Source organism: Brevibacillus fortis, assembly GCF_003013395.1.
In the GTDB taxonomy this organism is placed as follows: Bacteria; Bacillota; Bacilli; order Brevibacillales; family Brevibacillaceae; genus Brevibacillus; species Brevibacillus fortis.
In genome coordinates this window covers 59,583-86,295 of sequence record NZ_PXZM01000012.1, presented here as the reverse complement: position 1 = coordinate 86,295, position 26,713 = coordinate 59,583, and the positions used below count along the sequence as shown (strand labels likewise).

General features: G+C 48.4%; 26 protein-coding genes. 16 read left to right on the top strand and 10 right to left on the bottom strand.

Annotated elements, in window-relative coordinates; all coding sequences use genetic code 11:
• The first annotated feature begins 25 nt into the window (after window positions 1-25).
• Window positions 26-1,090 (top strand): glycosyl hydrolase family 18 protein, encoded by a 1,065-nt coding sequence (locus tag C7R93_RS08755; RefSeq protein WP_106838464.1) that lies wholly within the window; start codon window positions 26-28, stop codon window positions 1,088-1,090.
• Between the two features lie 438 nt (window positions 1,091-1,528).
• The gene (locus C7R93_RS08745) at window positions 1,529-2,362 is read left to right on the top strand and encodes an undecaprenyl-diphosphate phosphatase (protein ID WP_167402448.1); all 834 of its coding nucleotides are present in this window, start codon (window positions 1,529-1,531) and stop codon (window positions 2,360-2,362) included.
• A gap of 47 nt (window positions 2,363-2,409) precedes the next feature.
• Here the strand turns inward: C7R93_RS08745 and C7R93_RS08740 are convergent, their stop codons facing one another.
• The 10 genes from C7R93_RS08740 to efeO form a co-directional block, all read right to left on the bottom strand.
• Window positions 2,410-2,877, bottom strand: a complete 468-nt coding sequence (locus C7R93_RS08740) for an OsmC family protein (protein WP_106838462.1) — start codon at window positions 2,875-2,877, stop codon at window positions 2,410-2,412.
• A 175-nt stretch (window positions 2,878-3,052) separates the two neighbouring features.
• Entirely contained in the window at window positions 3,053-3,859 is an 807-nt protein-coding gene (locus tag C7R93_RS08735) for a hypothetical protein (RefSeq protein WP_106838461.1), read from the bottom strand.
• A complete protein-coding gene (locus tag C7R93_RS08730; RefSeq protein ID WP_106838460.1) occupies window positions 3,849-4,442 on the bottom strand; it encodes a sigma-70 family RNA polymerase sigma factor in 594 nt (197 codons plus the stop codon). Before C7R93_RS08730 ends, C7R93_RS08735 begins: the two co-directional genes overlap by 11 nt.
• A gap of 133 nt (window positions 4,443-4,575) precedes the next feature.
• On the bottom strand, window positions 4,576-6,264 hold the full coding sequence (locus C7R93_RS08725; protein ID WP_106838459.1) for a hypothetical protein: 1,689 nt from the start codon (window positions 6,262-6,264) through the stop codon (window positions 4,576-4,578).
• Window positions 6,265-6,291: 27 nt separating this feature from the next.
• The gene (locus tag C7R93_RS08720) at window positions 6,292-6,732 is read right to left on the bottom strand and encodes a divergent PAP2 family protein (RefSeq protein ID WP_106838458.1); all 441 of its coding nucleotides are present in this window, start codon (window positions 6,730-6,732) and stop codon (window positions 6,292-6,294) included.
• A 23-nt stretch (window positions 6,733-6,755) separates the two neighbouring features.
• A complete protein-coding gene (locus C7R93_RS08715) occupies window positions 6,756-7,112 on the bottom strand; it encodes a DMT family transporter (RefSeq protein ID WP_106838457.1) in 357 nt (118 codons plus the stop codon).
• A 64-nt stretch (window positions 7,113-7,176) separates the two neighbouring features.
• A complete protein-coding gene (locus C7R93_RS08710) occupies window positions 7,177-8,106 on the bottom strand; it encodes a decaprenyl-phosphate phosphoribosyltransferase (protein ID WP_106838456.1) in 930 nt (309 codons plus the stop codon).
• A 218-nt stretch (window positions 8,107-8,324) separates the two neighbouring features.
• The gene (locus C7R93_RS08705) at window positions 8,325-10,109 is read right to left on the bottom strand and encodes an FTR1 family iron permease (RefSeq protein ID WP_106838455.1); all 1,785 of its coding nucleotides are present in this window, start codon (window positions 10,107-10,109) and stop codon (window positions 8,325-8,327) included.
• A 27-nt stretch (window positions 10,110-10,136) separates the two neighbouring features.
• A complete protein-coding gene (gene efeB / locus C7R93_RS08700; RefSeq protein ID WP_106838454.1) occupies window positions 10,137-11,414 on the bottom strand; it encodes an iron uptake transporter deferrochelatase/peroxidase subunit in 1,278 nt (425 codons plus the stop codon).
• Window positions 11,415-11,418: 4 nt separating this feature from the next.
• Window positions 11,419-12,318, bottom strand: coding sequence for an iron uptake system protein EfeO (gene efeO, locus C7R93_RS08695; RefSeq protein ID WP_106838453.1), 900 nt, complete (start codon window positions 12,316-12,318; stop codon window positions 11,419-11,421).
• Window positions 12,319-12,681: 363 nt separating this feature from the next.
• Here efeO and C7R93_RS08690 point away from each other — a divergent pair, with 363 nt between their 5' ends.
• The 14 genes from C7R93_RS08690 to C7R93_RS08625 all read left to right on the top strand — a co-directional run bounded on the left by C7R93_RS08690 (window position 12,682) and on the right by C7R93_RS08625 (window position 26,664).
• Window positions 12,682-13,470 (top strand): HAD-IIA family hydrolase, encoded by a 789-nt coding sequence (locus C7R93_RS08690; protein ID WP_106838452.1) that lies wholly within the window; start codon window positions 12,682-12,684, stop codon window positions 13,468-13,470.
• A 21-nt stretch (window positions 13,471-13,491) separates the two neighbouring features.
• Complete coding sequence (locus C7R93_RS08685) at window positions 13,492-15,570, top strand: glycerophosphodiester phosphodiesterase family protein (protein ID WP_106838451.1); 2,079 nt, start codon at window positions 13,492-13,494, stop codon at window positions 15,568-15,570.
• 60 nt (window positions 15,571-15,630) lie between these two features.
• Window positions 15,631-16,731, top strand: coding sequence for an ABC transporter ATP-binding protein (locus tag C7R93_RS08680; protein ID WP_106838450.1), 1,101 nt, complete (start codon window positions 15,631-15,633; stop codon window positions 16,729-16,731).
• A gap of 25 nt (window positions 16,732-16,756) precedes the next feature.
• Entirely contained in the window at window positions 16,757-18,073 is a 1,317-nt protein-coding gene (locus tag C7R93_RS08675) for an ABC transporter substrate-binding protein (RefSeq protein ID WP_106838449.1), read from the top strand.
• A 27-nt stretch (window positions 18,074-18,100) separates the two neighbouring features.
• Entirely contained in the window at window positions 18,101-18,988 is an 888-nt protein-coding gene (locus C7R93_RS08670; RefSeq protein WP_106838448.1) for a carbohydrate ABC transporter permease, read from the top strand.
• A 12-nt stretch (window positions 18,989-19,000) separates the two neighbouring features.
• Entirely contained in the window at window positions 19,001-19,804 is an 804-nt protein-coding gene (locus C7R93_RS08665) for a carbohydrate ABC transporter permease (RefSeq protein ID WP_106838447.1), read from the top strand.
• An 18-nt stretch (window positions 19,805-19,822) separates the two neighbouring features.
• Window positions 19,823-20,644, top strand: a complete 822-nt coding sequence (locus tag C7R93_RS08660) for a sugar phosphate isomerase/epimerase family protein (protein ID WP_106838634.1) — start codon at window positions 19,823-19,825, stop codon at window positions 20,642-20,644.
• Complete coding sequence (locus tag C7R93_RS08655; RefSeq protein WP_106838446.1) at window positions 20,645-21,211, top strand: glycerol-3-phosphate responsive antiterminator; 567 nt, start codon at window positions 20,645-20,647, stop codon at window positions 21,209-21,211.
• A gap of 342 nt (window positions 21,212-21,553) precedes the next feature.
• Entirely contained in the window at window positions 21,554-21,856 is a 303-nt protein-coding gene (locus C7R93_RS08650; RefSeq protein WP_244191481.1) for an NINE protein, read from the top strand.
• A gap of 264 nt (window positions 21,857-22,120) precedes the next feature.
• Window positions 22,121-23,218 (top strand): nitric oxide synthase oxygenase, encoded by a 1,098-nt coding sequence (locus tag C7R93_RS08645; protein ID WP_106838445.1) that lies wholly within the window; start codon window positions 22,121-22,123, stop codon window positions 23,216-23,218.
• A gap of 100 nt (window positions 23,219-23,318) precedes the next feature.
• A complete protein-coding gene (locus tag C7R93_RS08640) occupies window positions 23,319-23,906 on the top strand; it encodes an RNA polymerase sigma factor (protein WP_106838444.1) in 588 nt (195 codons plus the stop codon).
• Window positions 23,875-24,804, top strand: coding sequence for a hypothetical protein (locus C7R93_RS08635; RefSeq protein ID WP_244191480.1), 930 nt, complete (start codon window positions 23,875-23,877; stop codon window positions 24,802-24,804). The genes C7R93_RS08640 and C7R93_RS08635 overlap by 32 nt, the downstream gene beginning before the upstream one ends.
• 194 nt (window positions 24,805-24,998) lie before the next feature.
• Window positions 24,999-25,403 carry a hypothetical protein gene (locus C7R93_RS08630; RefSeq protein ID WP_106838443.1) on the top strand — a complete coding sequence of 135 codons (405 nt, stop codon included), beginning with the start codon at window positions 24,999-25,001 and terminating at the stop codon, window positions 25,401-25,403.
• A gap of 295 nt (window positions 25,404-25,698) precedes the next feature.
• Window positions 25,699-26,664: an iron-hydroxamate ABC transporter substrate-binding protein gene (locus tag C7R93_RS08625; RefSeq protein ID WP_106838442.1), complete on the top strand. Its 966-nt coding sequence runs from the start codon at window positions 25,699-25,701 to the stop codon at window positions 26,662-26,664.
• Window positions 26,665-26,713 lie beyond the last annotated feature (49 nt).

The following is a 26,713-nucleotide window of genomic DNA, read 5'->3' as shown; positions in this document are numbered from 1 at the left end:
CCGAAACAAGGGGGATCCGTGTAGGGTGTCAAATATCAAGAAACGATCGATCATTTTGACTGCTCTTCTGATAGTAGTGTGTGCCACCCTCTTATGGTACATGATGAAATGGAATGATACCGAGGGCTTGGAGAGTGTAGGTGCAGCAAACAACACGACGGAACTGTCTGCATGGGTGGTAGACTGGCAGTGGGAATCCGGTTTGGAGGATTTCCGCAGGATGACGGATGGCTTGTCGAGTGTGCAAGTCTTCGCGGCGTATTTTGATGAAAACGACAAGCTGCATTTTACTGACCGCATGACCAAGGCGATGCCTGCGATCAAGGAAGCCTCGAAGCAGGGCAGCTATGTCGATCTCGATTTGACCATGGTGAATGATCGTTTGAACAGTGATGGTACGCAGGTTCAAAAGGACCCGTCGATTGTCAGCAGGCTCATGGCGACAGATGCTAGCCGAACCAAGCACATTATGGAGATCAAGAATGCCGTGATCCAGAATGGCTTTCATGGTTTGGAGATCGATTATGAGAGAATTGACGAGAAAGACTGGGACAACTTCCTTACATTTATCCATACCTTGTATCAGCATATGGAGCAGGAGGGGAAGTCGCTTCGCATCGTATTGGAGCCGCGCGCGCCGATTGAAGACTTGGCATTGCCAAAAGGTCCTACTTACGTCATGATGGCTTACAATTTGTATGGTACGACTACGGAACCAGGTCCCAAAGCCGATCATGAATTTATCGAGGAGCTTGCCCATCGAATGCAAAAAGTGCCGGGTGACAAGGTCATGGCACTATCTGTAGGGGGATTTGACTGGGCTAGTGATGGAAAAGTGACGGCTGTGACGGAAAAGCAGGCAGCAGACCTTGCCAACTCGAGTATCGAACCGCCAAAGCGGGATAAAGCGAGCGGCAGCTTGTACTTTGACTATATTGATGAAGACGGCAAAAAGCACACAGTTTGGTATGCTGATGAAGTAACGCTGTCTCAATGGGTCGCAGTTGCCAAGAAAGCGGGTATTGAGAAAATCGCGCTTTGGCGACTTGGTGACATGGGAGAAGGGACTTTGCAATATGTGAATCGATGAGGGGCTGTGGTGGAGGGAAGAAGCGAATTTCCAGTCTACGCTTCGGCCTACGCCCCGCAAGGGGTATGACTGTCCGCTTCAGAATGAATGGCGGGAGCGCTTCAAACGTAGGGTTTCGGGGAAGTAGTTCATAAGTGAAGCTTAAAACCCCCGCCATTCATTCTTACGCTGGGGCGGGCTCCAGAGGCGCTTGGACTGGAAATTCGCTTCTTCCGACGCGGCTTTTCGATTCACATCTTGCAGAGTAAAAATGAATCAAAAAATCATGACGGCTATCACAGTGGGCACAACCCATCAGGGATTTGCTAGAATGTTTTTCTATCATGGTGTAACTTTGTACCAGAGATGAACGTTATAATGCTAGGAGCGGTAGTCTGCCCATATACAGGGCGACTGCTACATATGATTTTGGACATTATTCATAGGAGCGTGGAATTTTTGAGTCTCTGGGAAGCTTTTGTCGCGATCATGTTGGGGCTAGTAGAAGGACTGACTGAGTTTGCTCCAGTCTCCTCTACGGGTCACATGATCATTGTGGATGACTTTTTGTTCCAAACGAAGGAGATGTTTTCACCAGAAGTGGCGAACACCTTCAAGATTGTCATTCAGCTAGGTTCGATTCTAGCTGTTGTCGTACTGATGTGGGATCGCTTCATGAGCTTGCTCGGCTTGAAAAAGCTGGCGGGTAAGAGTGAGATTCCAGCAGGACCTCGACTGAATTTGGCTACGGTCATTGTCGGTTTGATTCCAGCGGGGATTCTGGGCGTTCTGTTTGACGACTACATCGATGAGTATTTGTTCTCCACGAAGACCGTGGTAATCGGACTGGTGCTGGGCGCTCTGCTCATGCTGGCTGCGGATTGGTTCCGACCAAGGCGTGCCAAGATCGAATCGGTTGATCAAATTACGTACAAGCATGCGTTGCTGGTCGGACTCATTCAATGCTTCTCTCTGTGGCCGGGCTTTTCCCGTTCGGGTTCCACGATCTCTGGGGGCGTACTGTTGGGCATGAGCCACCGGGCAGCGGCAGACTTCACGTTTATTATGGCAGTGCCGATTATGGCGGGCGCGAGCTTTTTGTCGCTGTTGAAGCGTTGGGATGCCATTACGATGGACAGCATTCCGTTTTTCGTCGTCGGTTTTATTAGCGCGTTTGTGTTTGCGCTTCTGTCGATCCGTTTCTTCTTGAAGCTGATCAATCGCATCAAGCTGACACCTTTTGCGATTTACCGTCTGGTGTTGGCAGCGGTCATTTACTTTGGGTTTATGTAAACATCAAAAAGACAAGAAAGGCTCCCAGTTGGGAGCCTTTTTTTACTTTAATCATTCGCCTTTAACTCGCTCGGTTTTTCAATAACAATTCCATTTAATTTAAGAGTGACCGGATTCGCGATCGTATCTCCAACAGGGCATGTCTGTTCCAAAAATTCCACAAATGACTCAACCTGCTCTCTAGGAGCATCGGTTTTGATATGAAAGGTGTAACGGATTTCAGAATACCCGCGTCGAACATCAGATTTGTTCATGAAGCCATCTGTATCGAGATCGCCTTCGACTTCCACCCAAAAATCGTCGAGTTGAACGTGAAACTTCCTGGCATATGCTCTGGCAACGATCGATTGGCATGCGCCTAATGCGGAGAGTACCAGTTCAACAGGGTTCATGCCGGTATCCGTTCCTCCCAGGCTTTTCGGTTCATCGACGGTTATCTCAAAACTTCTGGAACTGGCTTTGACGACCATTCCCTTCTGTAGATGTGCAGTTGCTTTGAATGTCTCAACAGGCATAAGGCACACTCCTTATTGGATATTATTTACAAGTACACTCTAACATACATTTACCGCACTTATTATGAATATTTTTACATTCATGTCAAAAGGAAATACGGAACGATTGCAGGCAAAACTAAACGGCCTTTATCCCTATGCATGGATGAATTTGCAGCCAGCTTTACAGCAAGTTTTACGAATGACCAATCGCAACTGCCGTCACCCAATCGGAGAAGGTGACTGTGATGAGAGGAAGCTCATTGCTGGTCGGCTTAAAGATAACCTGCACGTTTGTGCCCTCATCTTTTCCGTCTTTGCCCTTCAATAGGGTGCGTTCGATTTTGGTCACGTAGGCGGTCCGGTCAATCTTTAGCTGGGACAGAAGCTGATCGGCCATCTCCATAATTTTTTTGTCAACCAGCTTACCGATATTCCCGTCAGCATTTGCCTTGCTGTGAATGAGTGTAGTGATGTGACCTGTCTTGGCGTCTACCGTAAATGTTACCTCTTCTGGCTGCTGAGAAAAGTCCTTGCCTTTTTCTTTTACAATCAGCGTCAGGTCATGCAGTTCTTTTACGAGTTGAGTCCCTTTTCTTTCCTGAGCCATGGCTATTTCAAAATTCTTTGTCTGTGGGTACATCGTGTGAATGGTTTGCAGTGCTGTTTGCGCTGTCTGATTGGCGGCAACTTCTTCTGCATACAAGTTCGTTGTGGTGTAGTTCGATTGCTCGTCTTGGGTGGTAAAGGAGCGATCGGGAACAGTTCCTTCCAGATTCAACAGGATGCGCGCTTTTTCTACCAGAGTAGGTCCCGCCAAAACCGTAGTAGGAATAACCAGTGCTGCTGCTACGATACTTGCTACCAAACGTTTTTTCATGAAAAATCCCTCTTTCCCCATGTCATCTATTTGCAGAAACAGCTTTTGTTTCACTTCCTTGGGAGTCACGATGTGTTTAGCTTCTTTCTTCAATACCTCTCGAATCTGGTCTTCAAGTTCCATGCCGTTTTTCCACCTCCGTGAAAAAATGAAGCGTCTTGTTGTACTTGCTCCGTAGCTTCCGTAGGGCCGTAGATATTCTGGATTTGACGGTACCTACGGGGATCTGGAGAATGTGGGCGACCTCATCCTGTGCGTATTCCTGCAAGTAGCGGAGAATGATGACCTCCCTATACTTATAGGGAAGCTGATTAATCTTCTCCAGAAGAAGCAGGTTGTCCATTTTTCGTACCACATCACCTGAGAAGTCAGGGGCTGCATTCGTATGTGTGTATTGCTGTTGTTTGGCAAAAAGCTGAAACCATTTCCATTTTTTCCGTCGATGGTTGTTGATTTGTCGAATGGCAATCCCGGTGATCCATGGACGAAACGGACGGCCGATTTCAAACCGTGGCAGGCTTCGGTAAACTTCCAGGAAAATCTCCTGTAGCACGTCGTCACGTGCCTGTTTGTCACCCAGGAGAAAATGTACAGTTACCGCCACTTCATCAACCGTCTGGTCATACAGCATGCAAAATGCGGATTGGTCGCCGGCAGCTGCAAGCCTGATTAGGTCTTCCTGTGTTGGGCAAGACGGGTCGTTCACGTTTTCTCCCCCTCTCTTTGTTGGTTACATGATATATTGGCAGGTTCGTTTTTTTTCGTTCGCACTTTTTTAAAAAAGTGATAAGGCCAAAAGAAAGAATCCCCTTCACAACCAGGTGGAAGGGGATTTCTACTTATTTGAGTAGGTAAACTGCACGTGTCGTGATAAACCCTTTTACATCTTCGCCTTTATCCAGCTTTTGCTCGACGAAGGGAATACCGGCTTCTTGCAGACGTACTTTCACCGCATTGAAGTGGTGGAAATCTACGACCAGCGTTTTGTTGCTTGCCTTAATCTCTTCAAGCTGCTTTTTGACTAAGGCATTAGCGCCTGACTGTCCAATGATATGAGAAGCATTTACCATCACCATATTGGCGAGTAATATGACAACCAGAACCTTGCCTGCATGGCGGAAAAAGCCCTTCTGGACATCCCAGATGGCCAGCGCAGTCAAGAGCGGAATCAGCCAAAGCTGCGGGACATAGCGTGCCCACCAGCTTTCTGGATTAATGAGCACTGTTACGAAGAGCGCGACACTGATCCACAAGAAAGGGGCCACTTTTTTTCGATTGGTCCCCAACAATAATGCGGCCAGAATCAGACATGTGACAATGACAGCCCCGCCGAAAAGCGGTCCGAATCCGGCTACCCGCACGTCAGGAGAGTAGAACACAGCGAGCTCCTTCAGGGTGACCGTAAACGGCACTTTCAGTGAAGGGCTATTGGGTGTTGCAATATTCTCTGATTTGGAGAAAAGCGACAAGGCCAGGTTCTCTATACTCGTATTCTCCTTGAAACCATGCGGGCTGTTCGAGGTCATGATATCAACGGCACCTTTGCCCGCCAACGGATAAAACGGATGTCCCTTCGAGAGCGTATTGGAGACATACGGATTGTATCCGACGACCCCTACCGTGATAACCAGACTAATCGAAAGCCACACGAGCATGCTCTTGATGTGCTGACGGCGATCGTAGAAAAAGAAGAACACGAGAATAGCCAATCCGAGCAATCCAGCGTACCCCAATGCCGTGAATTTGATCTGCGCCAGTAGCATGAGCGCTGCGCATAGCGCCAACAGCGTCCAGACATGGTAGCGCTTGTACAGCAGATAGCCGAGAGCGCAGATGATGAGCACGAGCGAGCCAAGCTGTCCGTCAATATAGAAGGAAGTCGATTGCGTGATGACTGCCGGGTTGAACGCCGCAAGTAGAGCGAAGGCAATCGCCGCCCCTTTTTTCTCTGGGAAAGCAGCTCGGATGGCAGCAAGTGCCAGAAAGAAGGACGATGCAATCAACAACAGGTTAAATATTTTGCTAACCTCGATCTGACCAGTCAGTTTATACATGACAGAATCCAGCATCCAAGGCCCTTTGGCGTAATGATTGATCCAAAGGTGAAAGGCCGAGAGAACCTCTTTATTATCCATTTCCTCCACTTCTTTAGATACAGAAGGCTTGAGGATGGGCTGGTCATGAACCGGATTCCAGCCGTCGGTTAGCTTCACGATTGCTTCCTGATGATAGGTTTGTCCGTCAAAAGAAAGATCGAACGTATTGGCACTGATGTAGTAGCAGATGCCTGAAACAATCGCCAGTCCAGCCAACAGGGAAAAAAACCATTCCTTGCGACGCGAACTTACGAAGACAGACACCATCCCGCCCATCGCAGCCAAAGCCGCAACGAGGCCAATCCAAAAGCTGGCGGCCGTCACGGATACTCCGAACAAAAATAAAACCGATGTGCTAAGCACAATCGTAGCCATAAACAATAGCAAAGCCGTCCCGAGCAGGAACGAGTACGTAGCTGTACGGTTATTCATGAACATAATCTCCTGTCTACGAATCTACTAGCCAATGAGGGTAGGGAGGTTCGCTGCCAGCAGATGCAATACGGTCGCAAGCAGTACCCCGAGCACCAGACCCCCGGCAATTTCCCATCTGGTATGTCCCATGCTTTCGCGCAAAGGTTTGGCGGGAAACACGTCCGGATGTTCCTTTGCGAGCTTGTTGAGTGCCTCTGCATGTTTTCCTACCGCTCTGCGCAATCCAGTCGCATCGATGATCACAATAAACGTCACAGCCACACCCAGCCCGAATGCGGGATGAGTAAAGCCCTCCTGCAAACCAATCAAAAACACAGTCGTGACCATAACGGTTGTGTGCGTGCTGGGAAACCCGCCGTTCCCGACCATTTCTTTGGCCCGGGACCCAAAACGAAGGTAATTAATCAAAAATTTGGTTATTCCGGACAAAAGCCAGCCGATAAACGGCGCCACCGCATATAACATGATAAAACTCCTCTACGTGATGATTAAGACTGGGAAATGACGACGACGCCCACGACGATAATCGCCAGACCGACAATACGTGTAAGGGACAATGGTTCGTTGAAGACCAAGAAGGACAGGACAGCTACCAACACGTATCCGAGTGCTGCCATGGGATAAGCATAGGAGAGCTGCACCTTTTCCAGCGCAGCAATCCAGATAAATGCAGAAAGTCCGTAAAGTGCAAGTCCCACCATAATCGGCAGGTTCGTGAAATAGTGCAGGAACTTCAGTAGCAGCATGTCATTGTTGCTGGTGAGCGAGGATGCGCCCATTTTCATCGCGACTTGTCCACACGCACTGAGTATCACGGAAATGATGATGAGAACAATTGATGGCATAGCCTGACCCACAACCTATCTGTGCAAGTAAATTCATGTTCAAAAGACGACTTTTTGAATTCCGTTATTTTAATTCAAATACGTAAATAATCCCGGCTACCATGACAACATACAAAAATACTGTAATGAGAATCGGCTTGTCCTGAAGCAAAACTTTTTCCGGACTGCCGCCCTTGCCTGCCACGGTGATCAAATACAGGTAACGGAAAATACCAAAGATCACGAGTGGAATGGTCCACATCAAGTGAATCGTGCGTCCCGATGTAAAAGTGAACAAGGAATAGCTGATGATTGTCATGGTCGTCACAATCGTATTCAACTGATTCAACAATTCGGACGAATAACTGTCGAGCACTTTGCGATGTGTTCCTTTATCCTGTTGCAACAAAATCAGCTCGTGGCGACGTTTGCTGATGGCCAAAAACAGCGCGAGCAGCATCGTACAGAGCAAAAACCACGGCGTAAACGGCGTTTGGATCATCAGACTTCCACCGATGGCACGCAAAACAAAACCGGCTGAGATAATCATGACGTCCAGAATGACCACATGCTTCAGCTTCAGAGAGTAAGCGACATTGAGCACAAAGTAAACCAACAGTACGAGCGCGAATAATCGATCAAAATAATAAGCACTAAAAAGGGAGCCCAGTAGCAAAAACGCTCCGAATGCTAATGCGAGCGCTGGCGGCAATGCACCAGAAGCCATGGGCCGGAACTGTTTTTCCGGGTGATTTCGGTCATTTTTGATATCGACAAAATCATTGAGAATGTAGACACAGCCGGATACGAAACAAAACAGCAGGAAAGCAAGCACTGATTTTCCAATGACATCCGGACTTACTTTGTGCAAGGAAAATAGCAAGGCAGCAAAAACTAGCAGGTTTTTCGTCCATTGATGTGGACGAAGCTGCTTCACTAATAGATAGACCATATTTTGTCGAACGCGTGGCGTTGTTTTGACGTCAACTTTAACAGAATTTGATGTTGCCCCCATATCTAACTCCTATCCAAGTATCGAATCTTGTACCTTGTAATGACGAAAAATGTAAAAAGAAGGTTACACCTGTAATATGGTAACATAACTTGTCCCATAAAAATTTAACGATAACAGAAAAAATGTGAACTTGCGATAAAGAATGATTGCCAAAAATAATATCGGGATTACAAGAAAACGCAGCCCTCATGAAGGAGCTGCGTTTTTCAGGTTTTCTTTTAGTTCACTCGCGGAATTGAAGTGGCTGGTTTTTTCCGCGAATACAGGACCAAATTGATGAGAACGATCACCAGTATGATCAATTGCGGGATCGTCGTTTCCCAGCTCGCGTAAATGCCGAGAGTCGGTGCATACAACAAGTAATCGCTGCTGTGTGCAGAAAAGCTTCCCGTCACCTGCAAAGCGTGGATGCTGACGCCGACGAATTTAAACGCCATATAGTAGAGCAAGAGGCTGGCTACAAAAAAGAACGGACGAACCGGAATTCGAGCGCTGAGCTTGATGATGACAAAGCCAATCACGGCCAAGACGACAAGCGCGCTCATAATACCGATCGCCAGGTCTGTCATGGAGATCGTAGCGGCCATCCCCATATAAAAGATAATCGTTTCTGCCCCTTCGCGGGCAACAGCGAGAAAGGCAGTGAAAGAGAGTGACCATAGCGCTCCTTTTGCCAAAGAAGAGCCAATAGATTTCTCGACAAACTGATTCCATGCCTGCAAATTGGACTTCTTATGCAACCAGGCACCGATCGTCACCATAAAGAAGACGGCGATCAGTCCGGTTACTCCCTCAATCGTTTCTCGCGAACTGCCTGTGGAGAGGGTGGAGAAAACGAAACTGAGGATGACGGCAAGGATGGCGGAGGCTACGATCCCGGCAAGTGCCCCAGACCAAATCCATTTGCGCTTGTCGGCATTGCCTGACTTGTTCAGGACAGTAAGCAGGGAGACGATGATTAAGATGGCCTCCAGTCCTTCGCGGAACAAGATGAGTCCCGCATCCCAGGCAGTGTACGAGGACGCTGTTACAAATGGCGCAAGTTCTGCCTTCATTTCCGCAAGATGAGCCGTCGCCTTTTCCCATTGTGGGGGATTGGACAGGATGAGTGTCGGGACAGAGACCATCTTGGCTTCGATGCTGCTGTAGGTAGCAGGCGATTTGGTCATGACCACGCCTTCTACAGAGGGCCAGCTAGTAATAAAGGTCTCCATTTTGCCCGAAGCAGCGGTTGCGTCCTGATTGGCGATATCTGTTTCTACCGATGCAAGGAGTGTCAGTAGAGACGAGATGGAGGGCTGCTCGGAAGAAGGATTCGCAGCGGCCTGCTGGACTACCTTTCCTGACAAATAATTGTCCACAGCAGTAATGAGTGCCTGTACTTTCTCGGCGCTCTTTTTGGGATTGGGTGGTTCTGTGTTCAAAGCAATGCGTGCACCGCTGATTTTGATTTCCATATCGCCGTAGACCGCGGTATTTTCCGCTCGAACAAGACCCTCTGCCTTGTACCAGCCGGTGACGAAGCTGTTGAACAATTGCTTGGCTTTCGTCAGATCGCCTTCCGTGATGGCTGTCATACTGTTTTGCAAGAGTGGTAGCAATGCCGCAATTTGCTTGTGTGCTCTTTCCTTTGGTTGACCGCCGTCTTCTTTGGACGAGATGTACCGATCCGTCGTTTTTGCCAGATTGGAGATGGCTGCTTTTGCAGTGTCAGGATTCGCCTTGGCTTGGGCAAGGGCTTGCTCTGCTTCTGCGAGTGCTTGCGTCAATGCTTGTGCATCTGTGGAGGTTTCTTCCGAATTGCCTTCCCAGATGCTCTTCATACTGCTGATCGCTTTTGCTGCTTCTTCCCAGTTGTTATCTCCACTGCTAATCAAGGCATCACTAGAGAGGGCGATCATTTGCTTGAGCTGCTCTGGCACCAGCGGCGCAGCTACAGCGGCAGACAGAGCATTTGTCCATAGCAGCATGCACGTACAAATGATAAACAGATAGCGTTTCAAGGTGTTCACTCCATCCCAGGTAGTTGGTTAAAATAGCGTGTCCCCGATATATCCGCCCTCACTTGCACCAGGAAGACAGGCGTACAAACCACTGCCGACATGGGTGATATATTCATTGAGCAGGTCGACGGATGCGAGCTTTTGTTGCATCGGAATGAATTGCTTGCGCGGATCACGGTTGAAGCAAATGAACAAAAGCCCAGCATCGAGCTGACCAGTCTTGAGATCCATTCCGCTCGAGTAGGAGTAACCGCGCCGCAAAATTTTCACCTTACCCTCCATATGGGCCAAGGCAACGTGAGAATCCACAGGAACAACGGGTTTTCCCTTCGAATCCTTGCGATCCAGCTCTAGCTCGTCGAACTCATTTGCTTTGCCTAGTGGAGCACCGGTTATACGGTGACGACCAAATGTATTCTCTTGATCGGTTAGGGAGGAGCGATCCCATACCTCAATTCGCATGCGGATTCGACGCATGACCATGTAGCTTCCGCCTGCCATCCACGCGGGACTTTCAGCGGTTTGAGCCCAGACGATTTCATTTGCAGTAGCGGAATCGTTTACCTGCGGATTGTTCGTGCCATCCTTGAAGCCCATTAGATTTCGTGGTGTGGAGCCAGTCGGGTCGGATGCACTAGTGCGCTGGAAGCCTTCCTGTAGCCAGTGAAGGACAGCCTTGCCCCGAGCGATTCGGGCCAAGTTCCGTAAGGCATGGAAGGCGACCTGTGGATCGTTGGCACAGACCTGCACGACAATATCGCCATCCGACCATTCTTTTCGCATTTCATCGCTGTTGAAGCGAGGCAAATCGACCAAGGGAGCTGGGCGTTTGGCTGCCAGACCAAAGCGCTCGTCAAAGAAAGAGGCACCGAGTCCAAATGTGATCGTCAATTTCATTGGGCGCAGGCCCATAGCTTCTCCCGTATCGACAGGAGGAAGAAGGGCGTTATCGCTCTCCTCATCGACGTTTTTGCCGGTGGTCATGTGTGCTGCCGCCTGCGTCCAGCTTTGAAACAGCTTGCGGACATCCCCTAGCGAGGTCGTCGTCAAATCAAAAGCACCCATACAGATAAAATCCTGCATAGGTGTAATGATCCCGGACTGATGCTTGCCATAGAAGGGAATGATCTCATCTGCATGGGCAGGAGTGGCACTCGTCTGCTCATTTTTGGAAGCAGAGGGCAGAAGGCTATTGACTCCTGTCGCCCCTAAAAGCAGTCCAATCCCCCCGACACCAGCCAACTTCAAAGCTTCTCGACGTGTGATTTTGTCTGCTTTGGTGTTTGCGAGATGCTTGTCATTCATCTTGTTAGCCTCCTACGATCGTACCCATTTTGGACAATGGTTCAGCCAATGCATCGAGGGACTGACTCAGCTTTTTCACCTGGTCTTCCTTCAACTCGGTGTACAGCACATAACCGTCGCCTTTGCGGTATGGTGCGAGTGCTTTGTCCAAATCAGCGAAGCGAGCTTCAATTTCACTGGCAAGAGCAGAGTCTTTAGCCGTAACAGCAGGCTTCAATACTTTGTAAATTTCGTGAGCACCTTCTACGTTAGCAGCGAAATCGTACAAGTCCGTATGGGAATAGCGTTCTTCCTCACCAGTCACCTTGCTCGTCGATACCTCGTTCAAGAGCTCAACCGCACCCGTTACCAGCATTGGCACATCGATTTCGACGCTTTCTACCTTCACGCGGAGCTGCTTCACATCTTGCAGCAGTTGATCCGCCACTTTTCCTTGGTCAGCGACCGATTTGGTTTCCCAGAGCGCTTTCTCCAATTTGTGATAGCCGCGCCATTCGTTATCAGGCACATCGCCTTCGCGGGCATCGATCCACGGGTCAAAATCGCCGAGAGATTCAGCAATCGGTTCGATTCTCTCAAAGTAAGCACGGGCTGGAGCATACTCCTTTTTCGCTTTCTCCATATCGCCTGCTTTGACAGCGGTGGTGAAGCTCTCTGTTGCTTTTACGAATTGGTCGGTTTGGTCAACGACCCATTTGCGGTATTGATCAATAGAAGCTTGCAATTCAGGAGAAGTAGCAGAAGCATTGCTTGCTGTCGCAGACTGATCGGCAGCGGCAGGCTTGTCAGGCTGAGCAGCTTCTGGCTTTTTCTCTTCGGTTTGTGTTTGTGCATTTCCACAAGCGGCGAGCAAGGAGGAACCGAGAACAACTGCGGCAAGTGGATAACTCCATTTTTGAATCATGAAAAGACATCCCTTCGATATGATATAAGTGCATAATTATATGTTGATAATGAATATCATTATCATTCACAAAGAATTTTACTCTTTCTCAGACAGTTTGCAATCTTTTTTTGGCTAACGGTCACTGGTTAGTTTTGGTGTTGTTCACATAAAAGCAAAAGTAGCTCAACAATCCCTTAACAATGGCTTGCTATGATCGAGCTATCAACTAAATGAATAGCGTCTGTAAGTGGGTCGAGACGTGGAGAAAGCCCTCATACAGCAATAGATTCGAAAAAGACCGTTCGTTCGGTTTGTTTCTTTGTGCTATTGCCGTGTATGAGGGCTTTTTGTGTTTTCGAATGAAAGGAGCGAGCAGGGGATTTGCTAGATACAGATAGGTACGATGCGTATTTTTTTGATTTGGATGGAACGATTTTTCTCGGGAATGAGCTGCTTCCTGGGGTGGAAAAGACACTTGCCGCGCTGCGGGAGAAGCAGAAGAAAATCATGTTTTTGACCAATACGACGGTACAGACAAGAACAGCTTGTCAGACTCGCCTCCAGAAGCTCGGATTGGCGGCCCGGCAGGAAGAAATCATGACGGCTGCCTATGCGGCGGGATTATATCTCCAAGAGAATACGGAGCAAGCGCGTGTCCTGATCGTTGGGGAGCCTGCCCTGGAGGAAGAGATTGCGAGCTTTCATATAGAGCAGGTGCAAGATGCGGAGGAAGCTACGCATGTATTGGTCGGAATGGACCGTGCATTTACGTATGAAAAGCTGCAGCAGGCTGCTGACGCTGTACGAAATGGAGCCCGCCTGATCGTAGCGAACCCCGATCCGGTATGTCCGGTGCCAGGGGGTGCCATTCCTGATACATGGGCGTTGGCGAGAGCGATTGAAACGGCTGGTGGAGCCTCGGTCTGGGCGATGACTGGCAAGCCGTCCCTGTACTACGCCGATCAGGTTTTGCAACAGCTTCATGTGCAGCCAGAAAGATGCGTCATGGTGGGTGACCGTTTGGAGACGGACATTTTACTTGGGAAAAACAGCGGCATGAAAACGGCGCTGGTATTGACAGGAGTGACGACCAGTCGCGAACTGGAAGCCACGGAGATTCAACCAGATTACATCCTTCCGACGATGGAAGCCATGGAGCAAGTCGAGTAGGAAAACGAGGAGGCATGGGAGATGGAGTTGGGAAAGAGTAGCAAAAAGTGGTTGTGGTCACTAATGGCAGCAAGTCTGGTTACTGGCAGTGTGCCTGCGATGGCGCAAAGTGCGGTGAGCAAAACCTTGCTCATTACAGAAGTCGTCAATGATCCCCTTTTTGATGAAAGCACAGGCGAGTTTATCGAAATCACCAATATCTCCAACGATCCGGTTGATTTGAGTGGATACATGATAGGCGACGAGGAAAAGCGCGGAGGAAATGAAGGGATGCATGCGTTTCCGGAAGGCACCATGATTGAGCCGTACCAAACGATTGTCATTTCTCGCTATGCAGACGGAATCGTGGAACGCCATGAAGTTACTCCTGATTTTGAATTGTTCGATTCCATGGAGGACGTCCCTGAGCTATTGCCGACGGATTGGGCGACAGGCAGCATTTATTTGGCGAATGGCGGCGACCATGTCATTCTGATGGATCGTGATCACAATGTCATCGATTCAATGGCCTATATGGATGCAAAGGTTCCCGGAGTGACCTCCCATCCGGGAGTCGCTGGTGGGCACTCGATGGAACGCCTGACGGAAAAGGACACGAATGATGCTTCCGCCGATTTTGTCGATCAGCCTAAACCGACCCCCGGTGAGCTGTTGTTCGGGCCAAATGCACAAAAAGACAAGATTCCGGTCTCGGATATGAAAGACGATGTGCTGATTGTCCCTGAACCCAAGACAGGAATTGTCCTTCCTCCGACGGTGATTGCCATGTACGACAAAAAGTCCGAGATCGATGCGATTCTGGATGCTGAAGCGTCTTCCATTTTTATCCCAGTGAAAAAATCCGGGAAGAGCGGAGTCGTCACCCAGGACGGTACACCTCTGGACGAGGTGCTGAACCAGATCAAGGACAAGGCGATCCCGGTGATTCATATCGAGGACAAGAAATTGGTAGCGGAGGTCGATCGCCTGCTACAGAAAGAGAACCTCACTGATGTGCAGATTGTGTCTTCCCGTCCAGAAATCGTCCAAGCGATGCGGGAGAAAAACAACGAATACCGTGGAGCCCTCGTGCATGTCGACGGCAAGCTGAACGAAAAGAAGCAAAGAGAGCTCGTACGCTCAGCCAGGAGCAGTCGTTCCAATGTGGTCATTCTCTCCCAAACTGCGATGACAGAGGATGTCATTCGCTACTTCCGCAATCGCGGGTTGTCGGTCTGGGGAATCGATCGGGCGAACAAGAACCAAGCAAGTGAAATGATCGAGATGGGTGTAGCGGGGGTTGTCTCACACGATCCAAAAGAGGTACACGAGCTGCTTGCTGCGTACCCAGAGAAAAGCATCACGCAACCTCCGATGGTCATGGCGCATCGAGGTATCCCTTCCTTAAAGCCGGAAAACACGATGTACGCCTTTGAAGAAGCGATGGAGCTAGGTGTGGAAATCATCGAGACAGACGTTCACAAAACAAAGGATGGCAAACTGGTCCTGATCCACGATTTTGATCTGGAGCGTACGACGAACGGTACAGGCAAGGTAAAAGATTTCACGCTGAAAGAACTGCGCGAATTGAACGCTAACAAGCTCGATCCAGCAAATCCTTCCTGGTACCAGCCTGAGATTACCGATGCTGTCATTCCTACCATGGATGAATTGCTGGAAGCGGCCAAGGGCAAAGCAGTACTCATTCTGGAAGCAAAGGGGATTGGGTACGAAAAGGAAATGGCGGAGTCCATCAAGGAGCACGACATGGTGGAAGATGTGATTGTCAGCAGCTTTAGCTCCGAGGTGTTGGAGCGTTTCGCCAAGCTCAATCCGGAATTGGGGCTAGGCTTTACCTTGAGTGGGACCAAGCCAAAGGAACAGCTGGAACAGTATGCCGAAAAGCAGGTAACAGACGCGGTTCAACTGAATGCCCAATACTTTATCAACCATCAGATTGTCACGCCAGAGCTAATCCGATTTGCCAAGCATCGGGGAATCATTTTGACCGTGTATACGGTTAACGAGGAAGCAGATATGAAGCGGGCAACCGAGGCGGGAGTCGGGGGGATTATTACCGACTATGCACAAAAACTTTACAATACCCAAATGTTACCTTAGTAAGCAATTGTTATAGTCGAGAGATACAAAAAAACAGCGAGAGATTCAGGGGGGAAAGTCGTGGCTGAAGTGGAATTGCGGCGCATTTCCAAGATGTATGGGGGCCAGAAGGTAGTCAATGAAGTGAGCGCTCGTATTCTGCCAGGAGAATTTTTCGTGCTGGTAGGGCCTTCTGGTTGTGGGAAATCAACCACACTGCGCATGATTGCCGGGCTGGAGGAGATCAGCACGGGTGAGCTGCTGATTGGCGGCAAGCCGATGAATCAAGTCCCTCCGAGCGGGCGAAACATCTCCATGGTTTTTCAAAATTACGCACTTTATCCGCATTTGACGGTAAAAGATAATATATTGTTTGGTTTGCAGGTTCGAAAAGTAGATAAAGCCGAGCAGGGCAAGCGGTTGGAGCGTGTAGCAGAGATGCTGGGCATCGCGCATCTTTTGCAACGCAAGCCGAAGGAATTATCCGGGGGACAACGACAGCGTGTTGCACTGGGACGGGCTATCGTCAGTCAGCATCCCATCTGCTTGATGGACGAGCCGTTGTCCAATCTGGATGCCAAGCTGCGCGGGCATATGCGCACGGAAATCCGTCGCTTGCAGCAAGAGCTCGGCATCACGATGATTTACGTGACGCACGATCAGGTGGAAGCGATGACGATGGCAGACCGCATGATGGTCCTGCGCGACGGCGAGGTCCAGCAAGTCGGGAAACCGCTCGACGTCTACAATCATCCAGCGAATTTATTCGTGGCGGAGTTTACGGGGGCACCCCCGATGAATACGGTACCTGCCATTTGGCGGACAGGCGATCAAGCAGGGATTGAGCTGACAGGTCAGCATTTTTTGCCGCTACCTTTGTTTAACGGTATCAAGGACAAGACCCCGGTCGTTCTCGGACTGCGTCCTGAATCCTTACAGCCTGTAGAGGAAGGCCTAACTGTCGATGCCTCCTGCCAGCTCCCTGTCACCGTGCAGGGAGTAGAGATTCTCGGTTCCGAGACGATTGTTGAGTTTACCGTGGGAGACAAGCTGTGGAAGGCCAAATGGAACGGGCAATGGCACTGCAAAAGAGGGGAAACCATGCATGTTCGTTTTGATCCTGCGCAGGTGAACGTGTTTGATGGAGAAACCGGAAAAAATCTAGGGGTTACGACCAATTGAGAAAAGAAAAGGGAGAGGTACTGCGATGCGTAAAGTTGTCAAAAGCTTGTTTGCGGTCGTTATGAGTATGAGTCTGATCATTGGGTGCTCCAGTGGCAATTCTTCGTCCACGAACAATGCGGCGCAAGGAGCCAATTCATCAGGCAAAACTGAGCTGTCCTTCTATTATCCGGTTGCGGTTGGAGGTCCCTTGACCAAGATCGTGGACGGAATGGCAGAGGAATTTAACAAAGAAAACCCAGATATCACAGTGAAGCCAGTTTATACGGGCAGCTATCAGGATACGACAACAAAGGTTCAGGCAGCGGTACAGGGTAAGACTCCTCCAGACGTAGCGGTGATGCTCTCAACTGAGTTGCATACGATGATGGACATGGATGCCATCCTTCCGTTGGACGACTTCATTGCCAAGGATGGCGGCAGCGAATACGTGAATGATTTCTTCCCGGGCTTTTTGGCGAATTCCCAAGTAGGCGGCAAGACATACAGCATCCCGTTCCAGCGCAGCACCATCGTGCTCTATTACAACAAGGACGCGTTCAAGGAAGTAGGACTTGATCCGGAGAAACCGCCGACATCATGGGATGAGCTGGTTTCGTACGCTGCCAAGTTGAAAAAGGACGGACGCTATGGCATCGAGATTCCTTCTTCGAGCTTCACGTATTGGATGTTCCAAGCACTTGCTCTGCAAAACGGCAAGAACTTGATGTCCGAAGATGGTAAAAAAGTGTTTTTAGATACGCCAGAAAATGTAGAAGCCTTGCAATTTTGGGTAGATTTGTCCAAAAAGCATCAAGTCATGCCTGAAGGCGTCAACGAGTGGGCAACCGTACCGTCTGATTTCTTGGAAGGCAAAACAGCGATGATGTTCCATACGACAGGCAATTTGACGAACGTGAAGAAGAGCGCGAAGTTTGATTTTGGCGTAGCGTTTTTGCCAGCGAAAAGGAACTACGGCAGCCCGACAGGTGGCGGTAACTTCTACATGTTCAAAGGCACCGATGAAAAGAAACAGGAAGCGGCGTGGAAATTCATTCGCTTTATGACCGAGCCTAAGCGCGCTGCTCAGTGGAGTGTCGATACTGGCTATGTCGCTACACGCAAATCTGCTTACGAAGAAGAGACGATGAAGCAATACGTCAAGGACTTCCCAGCAGCAGCAGTGGCTCGTGACCAGCTGGAATACGGTCATGCTGAGCTGTCTACACACAATAACGGCAAAGTGACAAAGCTCTTGAACGACACGCTCCAATCCGTGATTACTGGTCAATCCGAGCCTGCGGAAGCATTGAAAAAAGCGCAGGAAGAAGCGGACAAGATGCTGGCACCGTTCAACAAATAAATCAAGCTAGGTAATGGGGGAGCGACAATGGGGGAACTACGCGCAAAATGGAAAGTGAACATGTACGCCTGGCTCTTGCTCCTTCCCTCCCTCATCTTCCTGCTGCTGTTTACTTTCTATCCGGTGATACAAACGTTCATACTCAGTTTTCATCAAGCGGATCTGGGTTCTCCAGAGCCGTTTTTTAACGGGATAGATAATTATAAACAAATGGTGGAAGATGAAGTGTTTTGGAAGGTGCTGACCAATAATATCTGGTTTGCCATCGGGACCGTGCCGACGAGTGTGGCTCTCGCACTAGGGATGGCGCTGTTCGCCAACAAGGCATTACGAGGGAAGAGCTTTATCCGCACGGCTTATTTTTATCCGACAGTTGTTCCGATGATTGCAGTGGCGAACATCTGGCTGTTTATTTACACACCGGAGTACGGAGCGCTTAGTCATGTGATGGAGTGGTTCGGAAAAGGCGACATGAACTGGCTCGGCGATCAGAAAAATGTGATGTGGGCGATGATCTTCATGGTCATTTGGAAGGAAGCGGGCTATTTCATGATCTTTTATTTGGCGGGGCTACAAAACATTTCACAGGAGTTATATGAATCCGCCTCCATGGAAGGAGCATCGTCGTGGACGGTGTTTCGCCGCATCACCTTTCCACTGCTCATGCCAACCACGATGTTTGTCAGTATTATCGCCTTCACCAACTCTTTCAAGCTGGTGGACCATTTGGTGATCATGACCAAAGGCGGACCGGATAATGCCAGCAATCTCTTGCTGTACTACATATACGAGACGGCGTTTTCTTTCTGGGACCAAGGAATGGCTTCTGCATTGACGATTGTCATGGTCGTGCTGCTGCTGTTGGTCGCTGCATTTCAGTTTTTTGCTATGGATAAAAAGATTCATTACAACTAAGGGGGATGGCAGATGCTTCGCAAATTCACAACGGTTGGCATGTACGGCTTGGCCGTTCTCTGGTTGTTTCCTTTGCTCTGGGCGGTCTGGACTTCCTTTCGCCCGAGAGAGCTGGCGACTTCGTGGTCGCTCAGTGCTGATTTTACACTCGATAACTTTGCGAAGGTGTGGGACTCAGCACCCTTTGACCAGTACTATATCAACACTTTTTTGATCGTGACTGGTATTTTAGTAGCGCAAATCATCACGGCTACACTTGCAGCTTATGCCTTTGCGAAGCTGCAATTTTGGGGAAAGGACGTGCTGTTTGTCCTGTTCCTGGTCCAGCTCATGGTCCCAGCAGATATCTTGATTTTCCCCAACTATAACGTCCTGCGTGACTTGTCTTTGCTGGATACCAAAATCGGCATTATGCTGCCGTACTTCGCTTCTGCCTTCGGGGTCTTCTTGTTGCGACAAACCTTCAAGACGATCCCGCACGAGCTGGAGGAGGCGGCACGGATGGAGGGCTGCTCCTGGTTCCAGATTTTGTGGCGAGTGTACGTTCCGTTAGCCAAGCCGACTTACATCGCTTTTGGTTTGGTCTCGGTCAGCTACCATTGGAACAACTTCATGTGGCCGCTGATTATTACGAATTCCGTGGAAAATCGCCCGTTGACGGTCGGTCTGGCGATTTTTGCCCAATCATTTGAGACAGGGGCGCAGTGGGCCGAGGTAAGTGCAGCGACGGTCATGGTGATTTTTCCGTTGTTGCTGGCATTTTTGGTGTTCCAGCGACAGTTTATCAACAGCTTCATCCACTCCGGCGTGAAATAAGAGGGAGGGTCATGAATGATGAGAGACAAGAGCTCGTTTGCGGTATCCACCTATGCGTTATTCGATCTGTCCCTGCGTGATGCTATCGTTCAGCTTTTGCACCATGATTGGAAGGCCATCGAGATTATGTGTGAAGAGAATCATGCCGACCTCTTGGACTGGTCCTGGGAGCAGCTGAAAGAGTTGAAGCAGCAGGGAAACGAGAGAGGGATTGCCTGGTCGATTCATGCGCCGATCAGCGGCTGCAATCTGGCTGCGGACAAGGGACCGACTCGGGAGCAAACGATGGACACGATGAAGCGCTGCCTGGAGATTGCTAGCTTTCTCGACTGCACCCATGTTGTGATGCATGCGGGGGAAGTAGCAGATCGACTCGCGGAAGGCGAGCGTGCAAGAGGTGTGGAAAATGTGAGTCAGGCACTCCAAGTGTTGACCAACGAGCTGTCCGCAGAGGGCAGAACCATCCTGACGGTCGAGAATGTTCCTCCTTATCCAAAAGTGCTCGGGTGGAACGTCGAGGATCTCGTGCGTATATGCCAGAATGTCGATTCGTCTCGCGTGCGGATCGTGTACGACGTAGGCCATGCCCATTTGATTCGTCCGGGATATGCGATCGATGCATTGCAGGAGGTGCTTCCTTATTTGTCCGCTCTTCACCTGAGTGATAACTTTGGCAAGCTGGACGATCATTTGGCGATAGGCGATGGAACGATCCCGTTTGCTTCGATCCTGTCACTTTTGAAAGACAACGGATTCGCGGGTCATTGGGTAGTGGAGACTAAGCAGCTTGGCTGCGCTGAGGTAAGTGTTGAACGGCTACTGCGGGCAGGAGGCGAATAGATGGACATGCAAACGATTTTGAAAACGAATCCGGTTATTGCGGCAACCGAACAGGATCGCTTGGGAGAGGCGATGGCGTCCCGAGCTTGCGCGATCCTGTTGATGTACGGAAAGCTGACTAGGCTGATGGAGGAGGCCGAAACGATCCGTCAGTCGAGCAAGCCGATTTTTTTGCACACAGACCTCATGAATGGCCTGTCCAATGACAAAGAGGCTTTTCGTTTCTTGTCCACCTATATCCAACCAACGGGCATTGTCACTACCAAAGGACCGATGATTCGCGCGGCCAAAAAGGAAGGCATGCTGACGATCCAGCGCGTCTTTTTGATCGATTCGACCTCTCTTTCGACGACCATCAAAAACGTCTTGGAAAACCAGCCAGACGCGATTGAGATCATGCCGGGGATAGCGCCGTCTATTATTTCTTATATCAAGGAGCATCTGTCGCAGCCGATTATTTTGGGCGGGTTGATCTGGAATATGGAGCAGGTCAACGAAGCATTGAAGGGTGGAGCAGATGCTGTTTCGTTGAGTAAGTCGGAGATGTGGAACCATATGGCTGTTTAGGAGAAAGGGCAGGTGTGTAAGCACCTGTCTTTTTTGCATGTAATAAATCTTTTCGCGCCTCGCGAGCCGTTCTTTCTTCTCCCGTATTTTCTGGAGTGGAGCTGTTGGAGGGACAATCGTAATTATCGGGATCAGTCCTTGGGGCGTTGGGTTCATTCCGTGGGAGGCTGTAACGTTCGCGATTATCGGCGAACATGGGCTTTTCCGTTCCAAGAAGTAGAAAGCAAACCAAAAGGGTAGCCCATTGCTACTCTTTTTTCCTTTACAGGTAATAAAAGGGGTAGTATTATTTCATTATTAAATTTTTACATTTCATATAGCATGAGGGAGAAATTTTACATTATGGATACAATCCTCATCCAGAAAAACATGACAATGGATCAAAAAATGATTTTCCAGTCCGAGTACGGCAAAGTTCAGAAAAACTCCACGACAGCTATTCTCCTCTGTCTGTTCCTTGGGGGTCTGGGAGCGCATCACTATTATATGAACCGCGTAGGCCTCGGAATTGTTTATACCCTTTTCTGCTGGACGTACATTCCTCTTATTATTTCTATTGTAGAATTATTCCTTTTATCTGGACGGGTTCGTCGTCACAACGAAAAAAAGGCGAAAGAGATCGCCGGAAAAATCTTATCGGTTTAAGAAGGGCGCTAAGGCGCTCTTTTTTTATTTTCATTAGGGTAGTTAATATTGCTAAATTTCGTAATATAGCAATTAGCAGAGTCGATCGCGGGATTTTTCAAGCTGCTTATTCATCGTGCGTAGTAACCACGTCAGCCAATGATTCTTACAGAAATGTGTCCAAGTGCCTACAGGGATTGGTAATAGAGTTCCGGTAAATTTATAATGAGGGTACATATTTTTCGAGGACCATGAACCGCTCTTCAGCGGGAAAAGAGGGTAATTATGGAAGTGAATCAACTGATGGAAGCGGCAGAGCAATTTATCCGAACCTGCTATGGTGAACTGGACAAGACAACCGACGAAACCGAGCGACGGCTACAAGAAGTCCGGCAGATGATCGAACAGCAGGGATATTATGAGCAGACAACCGAAGAGCTTCGTCATGGGGCGAAAATGGCCTGGCGCAATAGCAATAGATGTATTGGTCGATTCTTTTGGGAATCGTTGATTGTGTTAGATGAACGGCAGGCAGAGACAGAAGAAGAGATGGCGCAAGCAATGCTTCGTCACATCGAGTTTGCGACTAATGGGGGGAAAATCCGCCCAACCATCACCGTTTTTGCACCTACTATGACAGGAAGACCGCACATGCGCATTTGGAACGATCAGTTGATTCGCTACGCGGGATATGAAACGGAATACGGCGTATTGGGCGATCCGATTTCACTTGAGTTGACGAAGCTATGCCAGAGCCTGGGATGGCAAGGCAAAGGCACGCACTACGATGTTTTGCCGCTTGTCGTGCAGATTGGAGATCGGACGCCGCAGTTTTTTGAGATTTCTCAGGAGCTGGTTTTGGAGGTGCCAATCGTGCATCCTGATCTACCGGGCTTTGCCGATTTGGAGTTGCAATGGTATGGGGTTCCGATCGTCTCGAATATGCGTATGGAGATTGGTGGCATTGAATACTTGGCGGCGCCTTTTAACGGCTGGTACATGGGAACGGAGATCGGTGCGCGCAATTTCGCTGACCAAGAACGATATAACATGCTGCCAAAGGTCGCAGAGGTCATGGGGCTCGATACGACCAGGGAAGTGACACTTTGGAGAGACAAAGCGCTCATCGAGCTGAATGTAGCCGTCCTGCATTCCTTCAAGGAAAAAGGAGTATCGATAGTCGATCATCACACCGCGAGCCAGCAATTCAAGCGATTTGAGGAAAGAGAAGAGAAATGTGGTCGAGCCGTTACTGGTGACTGGACATGGCTGGTTCCGCCGATCTCAGCAACAGCTACACACATTTTCCACAGTCTGTACGACAACACAATCCACTCGCCGAATTTCTTTTACCAGAACAAGCCGGAGCTCGGCACAAAATAAGGCTTTCAAACGTCGCGAACATGCTTCGCGGCATTTTTTTGTACGCGATGTCACATACAGGGTGATATGGTGCGTTATACCAGTTGAAAGGAGGGAGAGAGTGGACACGAGAGAGATAGAAGAACTTCTGGATGAGATCATACAGGGAGCGGATGACCGCTACGCCGACATCATGAAAAGCTACCAAACCCCAATATTTCACTACTGCTATCATATCCTGGGGAGTCGATTCGAAGCGGAAGACGCCACACAGGAGGTCTTTTTCAAGGCTTATCGCAACTTGAAAAAATACAGTCCAAACATGCCTTTTGCAGCTTGGCTTTATAAAATAGCCTATCATCATTGCATCGATCTCATCAGAAAAAGGAAATGGACAAAAATGTTGCCATTTTTGATGCAGGACAAAGAGCCTCAATCAGACATCGAGCGGCATATTGAAAATGTATATTTCAGTGAGGATGTATTTCTTGCCATGCAGACACTCTCGGTAGAGGAAAGAACGCTTCTTTTGCTGCGAGGCGTGGAAGAAAAGACGTACGAGGAAATTTCCTTGATCATGAACAAAAACGCTGCGAGTTTGCGCAAAAAATTCGAGCGTACGGCATCGAAGTTCCGATCCGCTTATTCTCCTTTAGGGAAGGGAGGGTCAGCTCACGATGAGTCCAAACAAATCGCACGAGAGTATTAAGGACCTGTTCAATGACCCGCGCATCCCGCAGGAGATTGACATTAGCAAGCAAGTGATGACAAAGATCAAACGAGAGAAGGAGAGATTTTTTGTGAAGTATAAAGTGAGTATTTTGGTCGCGATCGGATTAATCGCAAGCATTTCTTCGGGTTATGCTGCTGTCCAGTACTATCAGTTGAAGAGCCCACAAGGTGAGGTGCTGTACCTAGAGAAAGATGTAAAAGAATCGGGCGCCAAAACAGTAAAAGAGCCGGATCAAGAAATGGATGCCTTTTTAAATAAACGTTGGGAAATCGAGGATAATATGGAGCCTGGAACTGTTGCAGCTGTCTACATCGTTCCCCACAATCCTCAAAAACAAATCGTGACGATGACGGCTCCATTTGAGTATATGACTTTGGCTGATGTCCAAAAGAAAGTGGGAGACCAGATATTCTTGCCAGAAACATTGCCAGGAGGCCATGCTTTCTTGGATGCCCGATTCGAGTTTGGTATCAAGAACGAATATGACAAGGCTGCCTTGTACCAGAAGGCGGAAAAAGAGAAAAAGGAATACGTCATGCAGCCGTTAGCATGGACAAATGAATTGGAGTATCTGTATACGACGTATCAGTCTGGAAAAAGCTATATAAATTTGAACATCACGAATTATGAAGGTGTACAAGAAAGTACAACTTATGAAGCAAATCTGGATCAACAGAAAAAAGAAGTAGTGAAGGTAGGGCAAATCGAGGTGCTCTATACAGAGGAAGCCAAAAAAGACCAGACAGACAAGAGCATTGTGTGGGTGGTGGAATACGCTGGCAAGAAAATGCAGTACGAAGTAGTCGCGACTGGTGATGTATTGACCAAAAGCAAAATCAGCGAGTTTGTAAATGCTATGATGCCGAAAAAATAAAGCTACCAATGTCGCGAACATGCTTCGCGGCATTTTTTTGCCGGTGAGTATACTCTGAGAACCGAGTGATGTGCGATGTTAAGGAAAATTTTATTTTCACCCCACAATTTTCTTTAACATTTCCTCTTATCCTAAATTTAGCAAGTAAGAGATTTGCTTGCACACAAAAAAAGAAATGAAAAGGAGCGAGACAAATGAAAAAGAAATGGATGACAACTGCATCAGCTTTGTTACTTACTGGGGTGATTGGTACTGTTATACCGTATGCAACCACAACAGTAGATGCAAAAGTAAACGTTGCGGAAAAAAGTAACTTAGACCTAACGATTGCATTCGTTTTTTCTAAGGATGGCCAGGCAGTAACTATTAAAGACAGTCAACTAGGTGAGCAAAAGGCCACGGTTAAAGATCTCTCCGATAAGTTAGGTATAACGGCAGCTGATCTTAATCTATCTTCACATATGATTGAAATGAAACCAAATGCGACAGGCAGCAAGATTATTGTCAAAGAAACTTCCTTTAATGGTGAAGTAAAAGAGTACGAGAGCAGCGATAATGATGTCCTCATGCTGTTCGGTCTTCACAAAGTAACAAATTAACTGGTAAGGTAACAGCGGCAAATAAAATAGTCCCCATTCTTTTTTAAAAGATGGGGATTATTTTACACAGTCTCAACTCCCCTTAGGTGCAATAAAAATAATGGGCGCTCCTCCAAAAATGATATACTGTCAAAAGCCACCAATGTCGCGAACATGCTTCGCGGCATTTTTTTGTGACGAATTGTAAATGGTATCTCGGAGAACGAAAAAGATGGGCAGAGCAAACTCTTTATGCTAAAATTCACGAGAATGATTATCAATTTCAATTCTCGTTGAAGGAGAGGTTCTTTTGAGAATGAGAAAATCAGGCTTAGATAAGATCATAGTGGTAGCCCTTATTATGGTCATGATCAGCATGTTATCAGCCTGCGGACAGACACCAGCCAATCCAACTGCTCAACCTGCGCAGGATGGGTCAGTTAACGAAAGTAACAATGAATATATCACCTACGAGGCGTTTAATGGCACAGTGAGAATTCCTAAGGATCCAAAAAGGGCTGTGATACTAGCGGACAGCTATGTTGGACATTTTCTGACACTGGGAATCAAGCCTATCGGTATCACGGACCATGCTATGGAAAACCCATATTTTAAAGGGAAGCTGGATGGTATCGAAAGCGTGGGCGACGGAACATCACTAGAAAAAGTATTGGCGATGAATCCTGATTTACTTATTGTGTTTGAAGGGGATAAGAATATCGAGGAGTTCACCAAAATAGCTCCAACGGTAGTGATTCAATACGGTAAGAAGCCAATCCGCGAAGAACTGCGGGAGTTTGGCAAAATGACAGGAAGAGAAGACAAGGCGAATGAGTGGATTGCCGAATGGGACAAGAAAATTGCTGAGGCAAAACCCAAGGTGCAAGCAGCGGTAGGTGATCAAACCATTTCGATTTTGCAGCCATACGCAAAGGGGATCTATGTGTTTGGGCACAACTTCGGAAGGGGTGGAGACATCATCTACGGCGAATTCCAGTTGAAGGCTCCAAATGCCGTACAAAAAGAAGCAATTGATAGCAATACCGGCTGGGCGGAAGTTTCGCTCGAAACACTGCCAGACTTTGCGGGAGACTACATTTTTACCAGTGGATGGTCCGGAGATGATGCCAATCCGGAGAGTGTATACAGTACAAACGTTTGGAAGGGCTTGTCGGCAGTAAAAAATAACAAGGTGTTTCAGATTGATCGGAAAGGCTCCTATTTCAATGACCCGATCTCCTTGGAAGCACAACTCACGTTCCTTGTAGAAAAATTAACGTAGAAGAAAAAACCCCCGAAACAAATGTAGCGAGATGCTCTGCTACTATGGT

Bases quoted from the DNA above. Each gene is read 5' to 3' on its own strand.
- C7R93_RS08665 (WP_106838447.1), top strand. From the start codon at position 19,001: ATGCTTCGCAAATTCACAACGGTTGGCATGTACGGCTTGGCCGTTCTC.
- C7R93_RS08630 (WP_106838443.1), top strand. From the start codon at position 24,999: ATGAAAAAGAAATGGATGACAACTGCATCAGCTTTGTTACTTACTGGG.
- C7R93_RS08660 (WP_106838634.1), top strand. From the start codon at position 19,823: ATGAGAGACAAGAGCTCGTTTGCGGTATCCACCTATGCGTTATTCGAT.
- C7R93_RS08625 (WP_106838442.1), top strand. From the start codon at position 25,699: ATGAGAAAATCAGGCTTAGATAAGATCATAGTGGTAGCCCTTATTATG.
- C7R93_RS08735 (WP_106838461.1), bottom strand. From the start codon at position 3,859: ATGGAACTTGAAGACCAGATTCGAGAGGTATTGAAGAAAGAAGCTAAA.
- C7R93_RS08685 (WP_106838451.1), top strand. From the start codon at position 13,492: ATGGAGTTGGGAAAGAGTAGCAAAAAGTGGTTGTGGTCACTAATGGCA.
- C7R93_RS08650 (WP_244191481.1), top strand. From the start codon at position 21,554: ATGGATACAATCCTCATCCAGAAAAACATGACAATGGATCAAAAAATG.
- C7R93_RS08740 (WP_106838462.1), bottom strand. From the start codon at position 2,877: ATGCCTGTTGAGACATTCAAAGCAACTGCACATCTACAGAAGGGAATG.
- efeO (WP_106838453.1), bottom strand. From the start codon at position 12,318: ATGATTCAAAAATGGAGTTATCCACTTGCCGCAGTTGTTCTCGGTTCC.
- C7R93_RS08645 (WP_106838445.1), top strand. From the start codon at position 22,121: ATGGAAGTGAATCAACTGATGGAAGCGGCAGAGCAATTTATCCGAACC.
- C7R93_RS08715 (WP_106838457.1), bottom strand. From the start codon at position 7,112: ATGCCATCAATTGTTCTCATCATCATTTCCGTGATACTCAGTGCGTGT.
- efeB (WP_106838454.1), bottom strand. From the start codon at position 11,414: ATGAATGACAAGCATCTCGCAAACACCAAAGCAGACAAAATCACACGT.
- C7R93_RS08720 (WP_106838458.1), bottom strand. From the start codon at position 6,732: ATGTTATATGCGGTGGCGCCGTTTATCGGCTGGCTTTTGTCCGGAATA.
- C7R93_RS08710 (WP_106838456.1), bottom strand. From the start codon at position 8,106: ATGGGGGCAACATCAAATTCTGTTAAAGTTGACGTCAAAACAACGCCA.
- C7R93_RS08655 (WP_106838446.1), top strand. From the start codon at position 20,645: ATGGACATGCAAACGATTTTGAAAACGAATCCGGTTATTGCGGCAACC.
- C7R93_RS08635 (WP_244191480.1), top strand. From the start codon at position 23,875: ATGAGTCCAAACAAATCGCACGAGAGTATTAAGGACCTGTTCAATGAC.
- C7R93_RS08670 (WP_106838448.1), top strand. From the start codon at position 18,101: ATGGGGGAACTACGCGCAAAATGGAAAGTGAACATGTACGCCTGGCTC.
- C7R93_RS08675 (WP_106838449.1), top strand. From the start codon at position 16,757: ATGCGTAAAGTTGTCAAAAGCTTGTTTGCGGTCGTTATGAGTATGAGT.
- C7R93_RS08725 (WP_106838459.1), bottom strand. From the start codon at position 6,264: ATGAATAACCGTACAGCTACGTACTCGTTCCTGCTCGGGACGGCTTTG.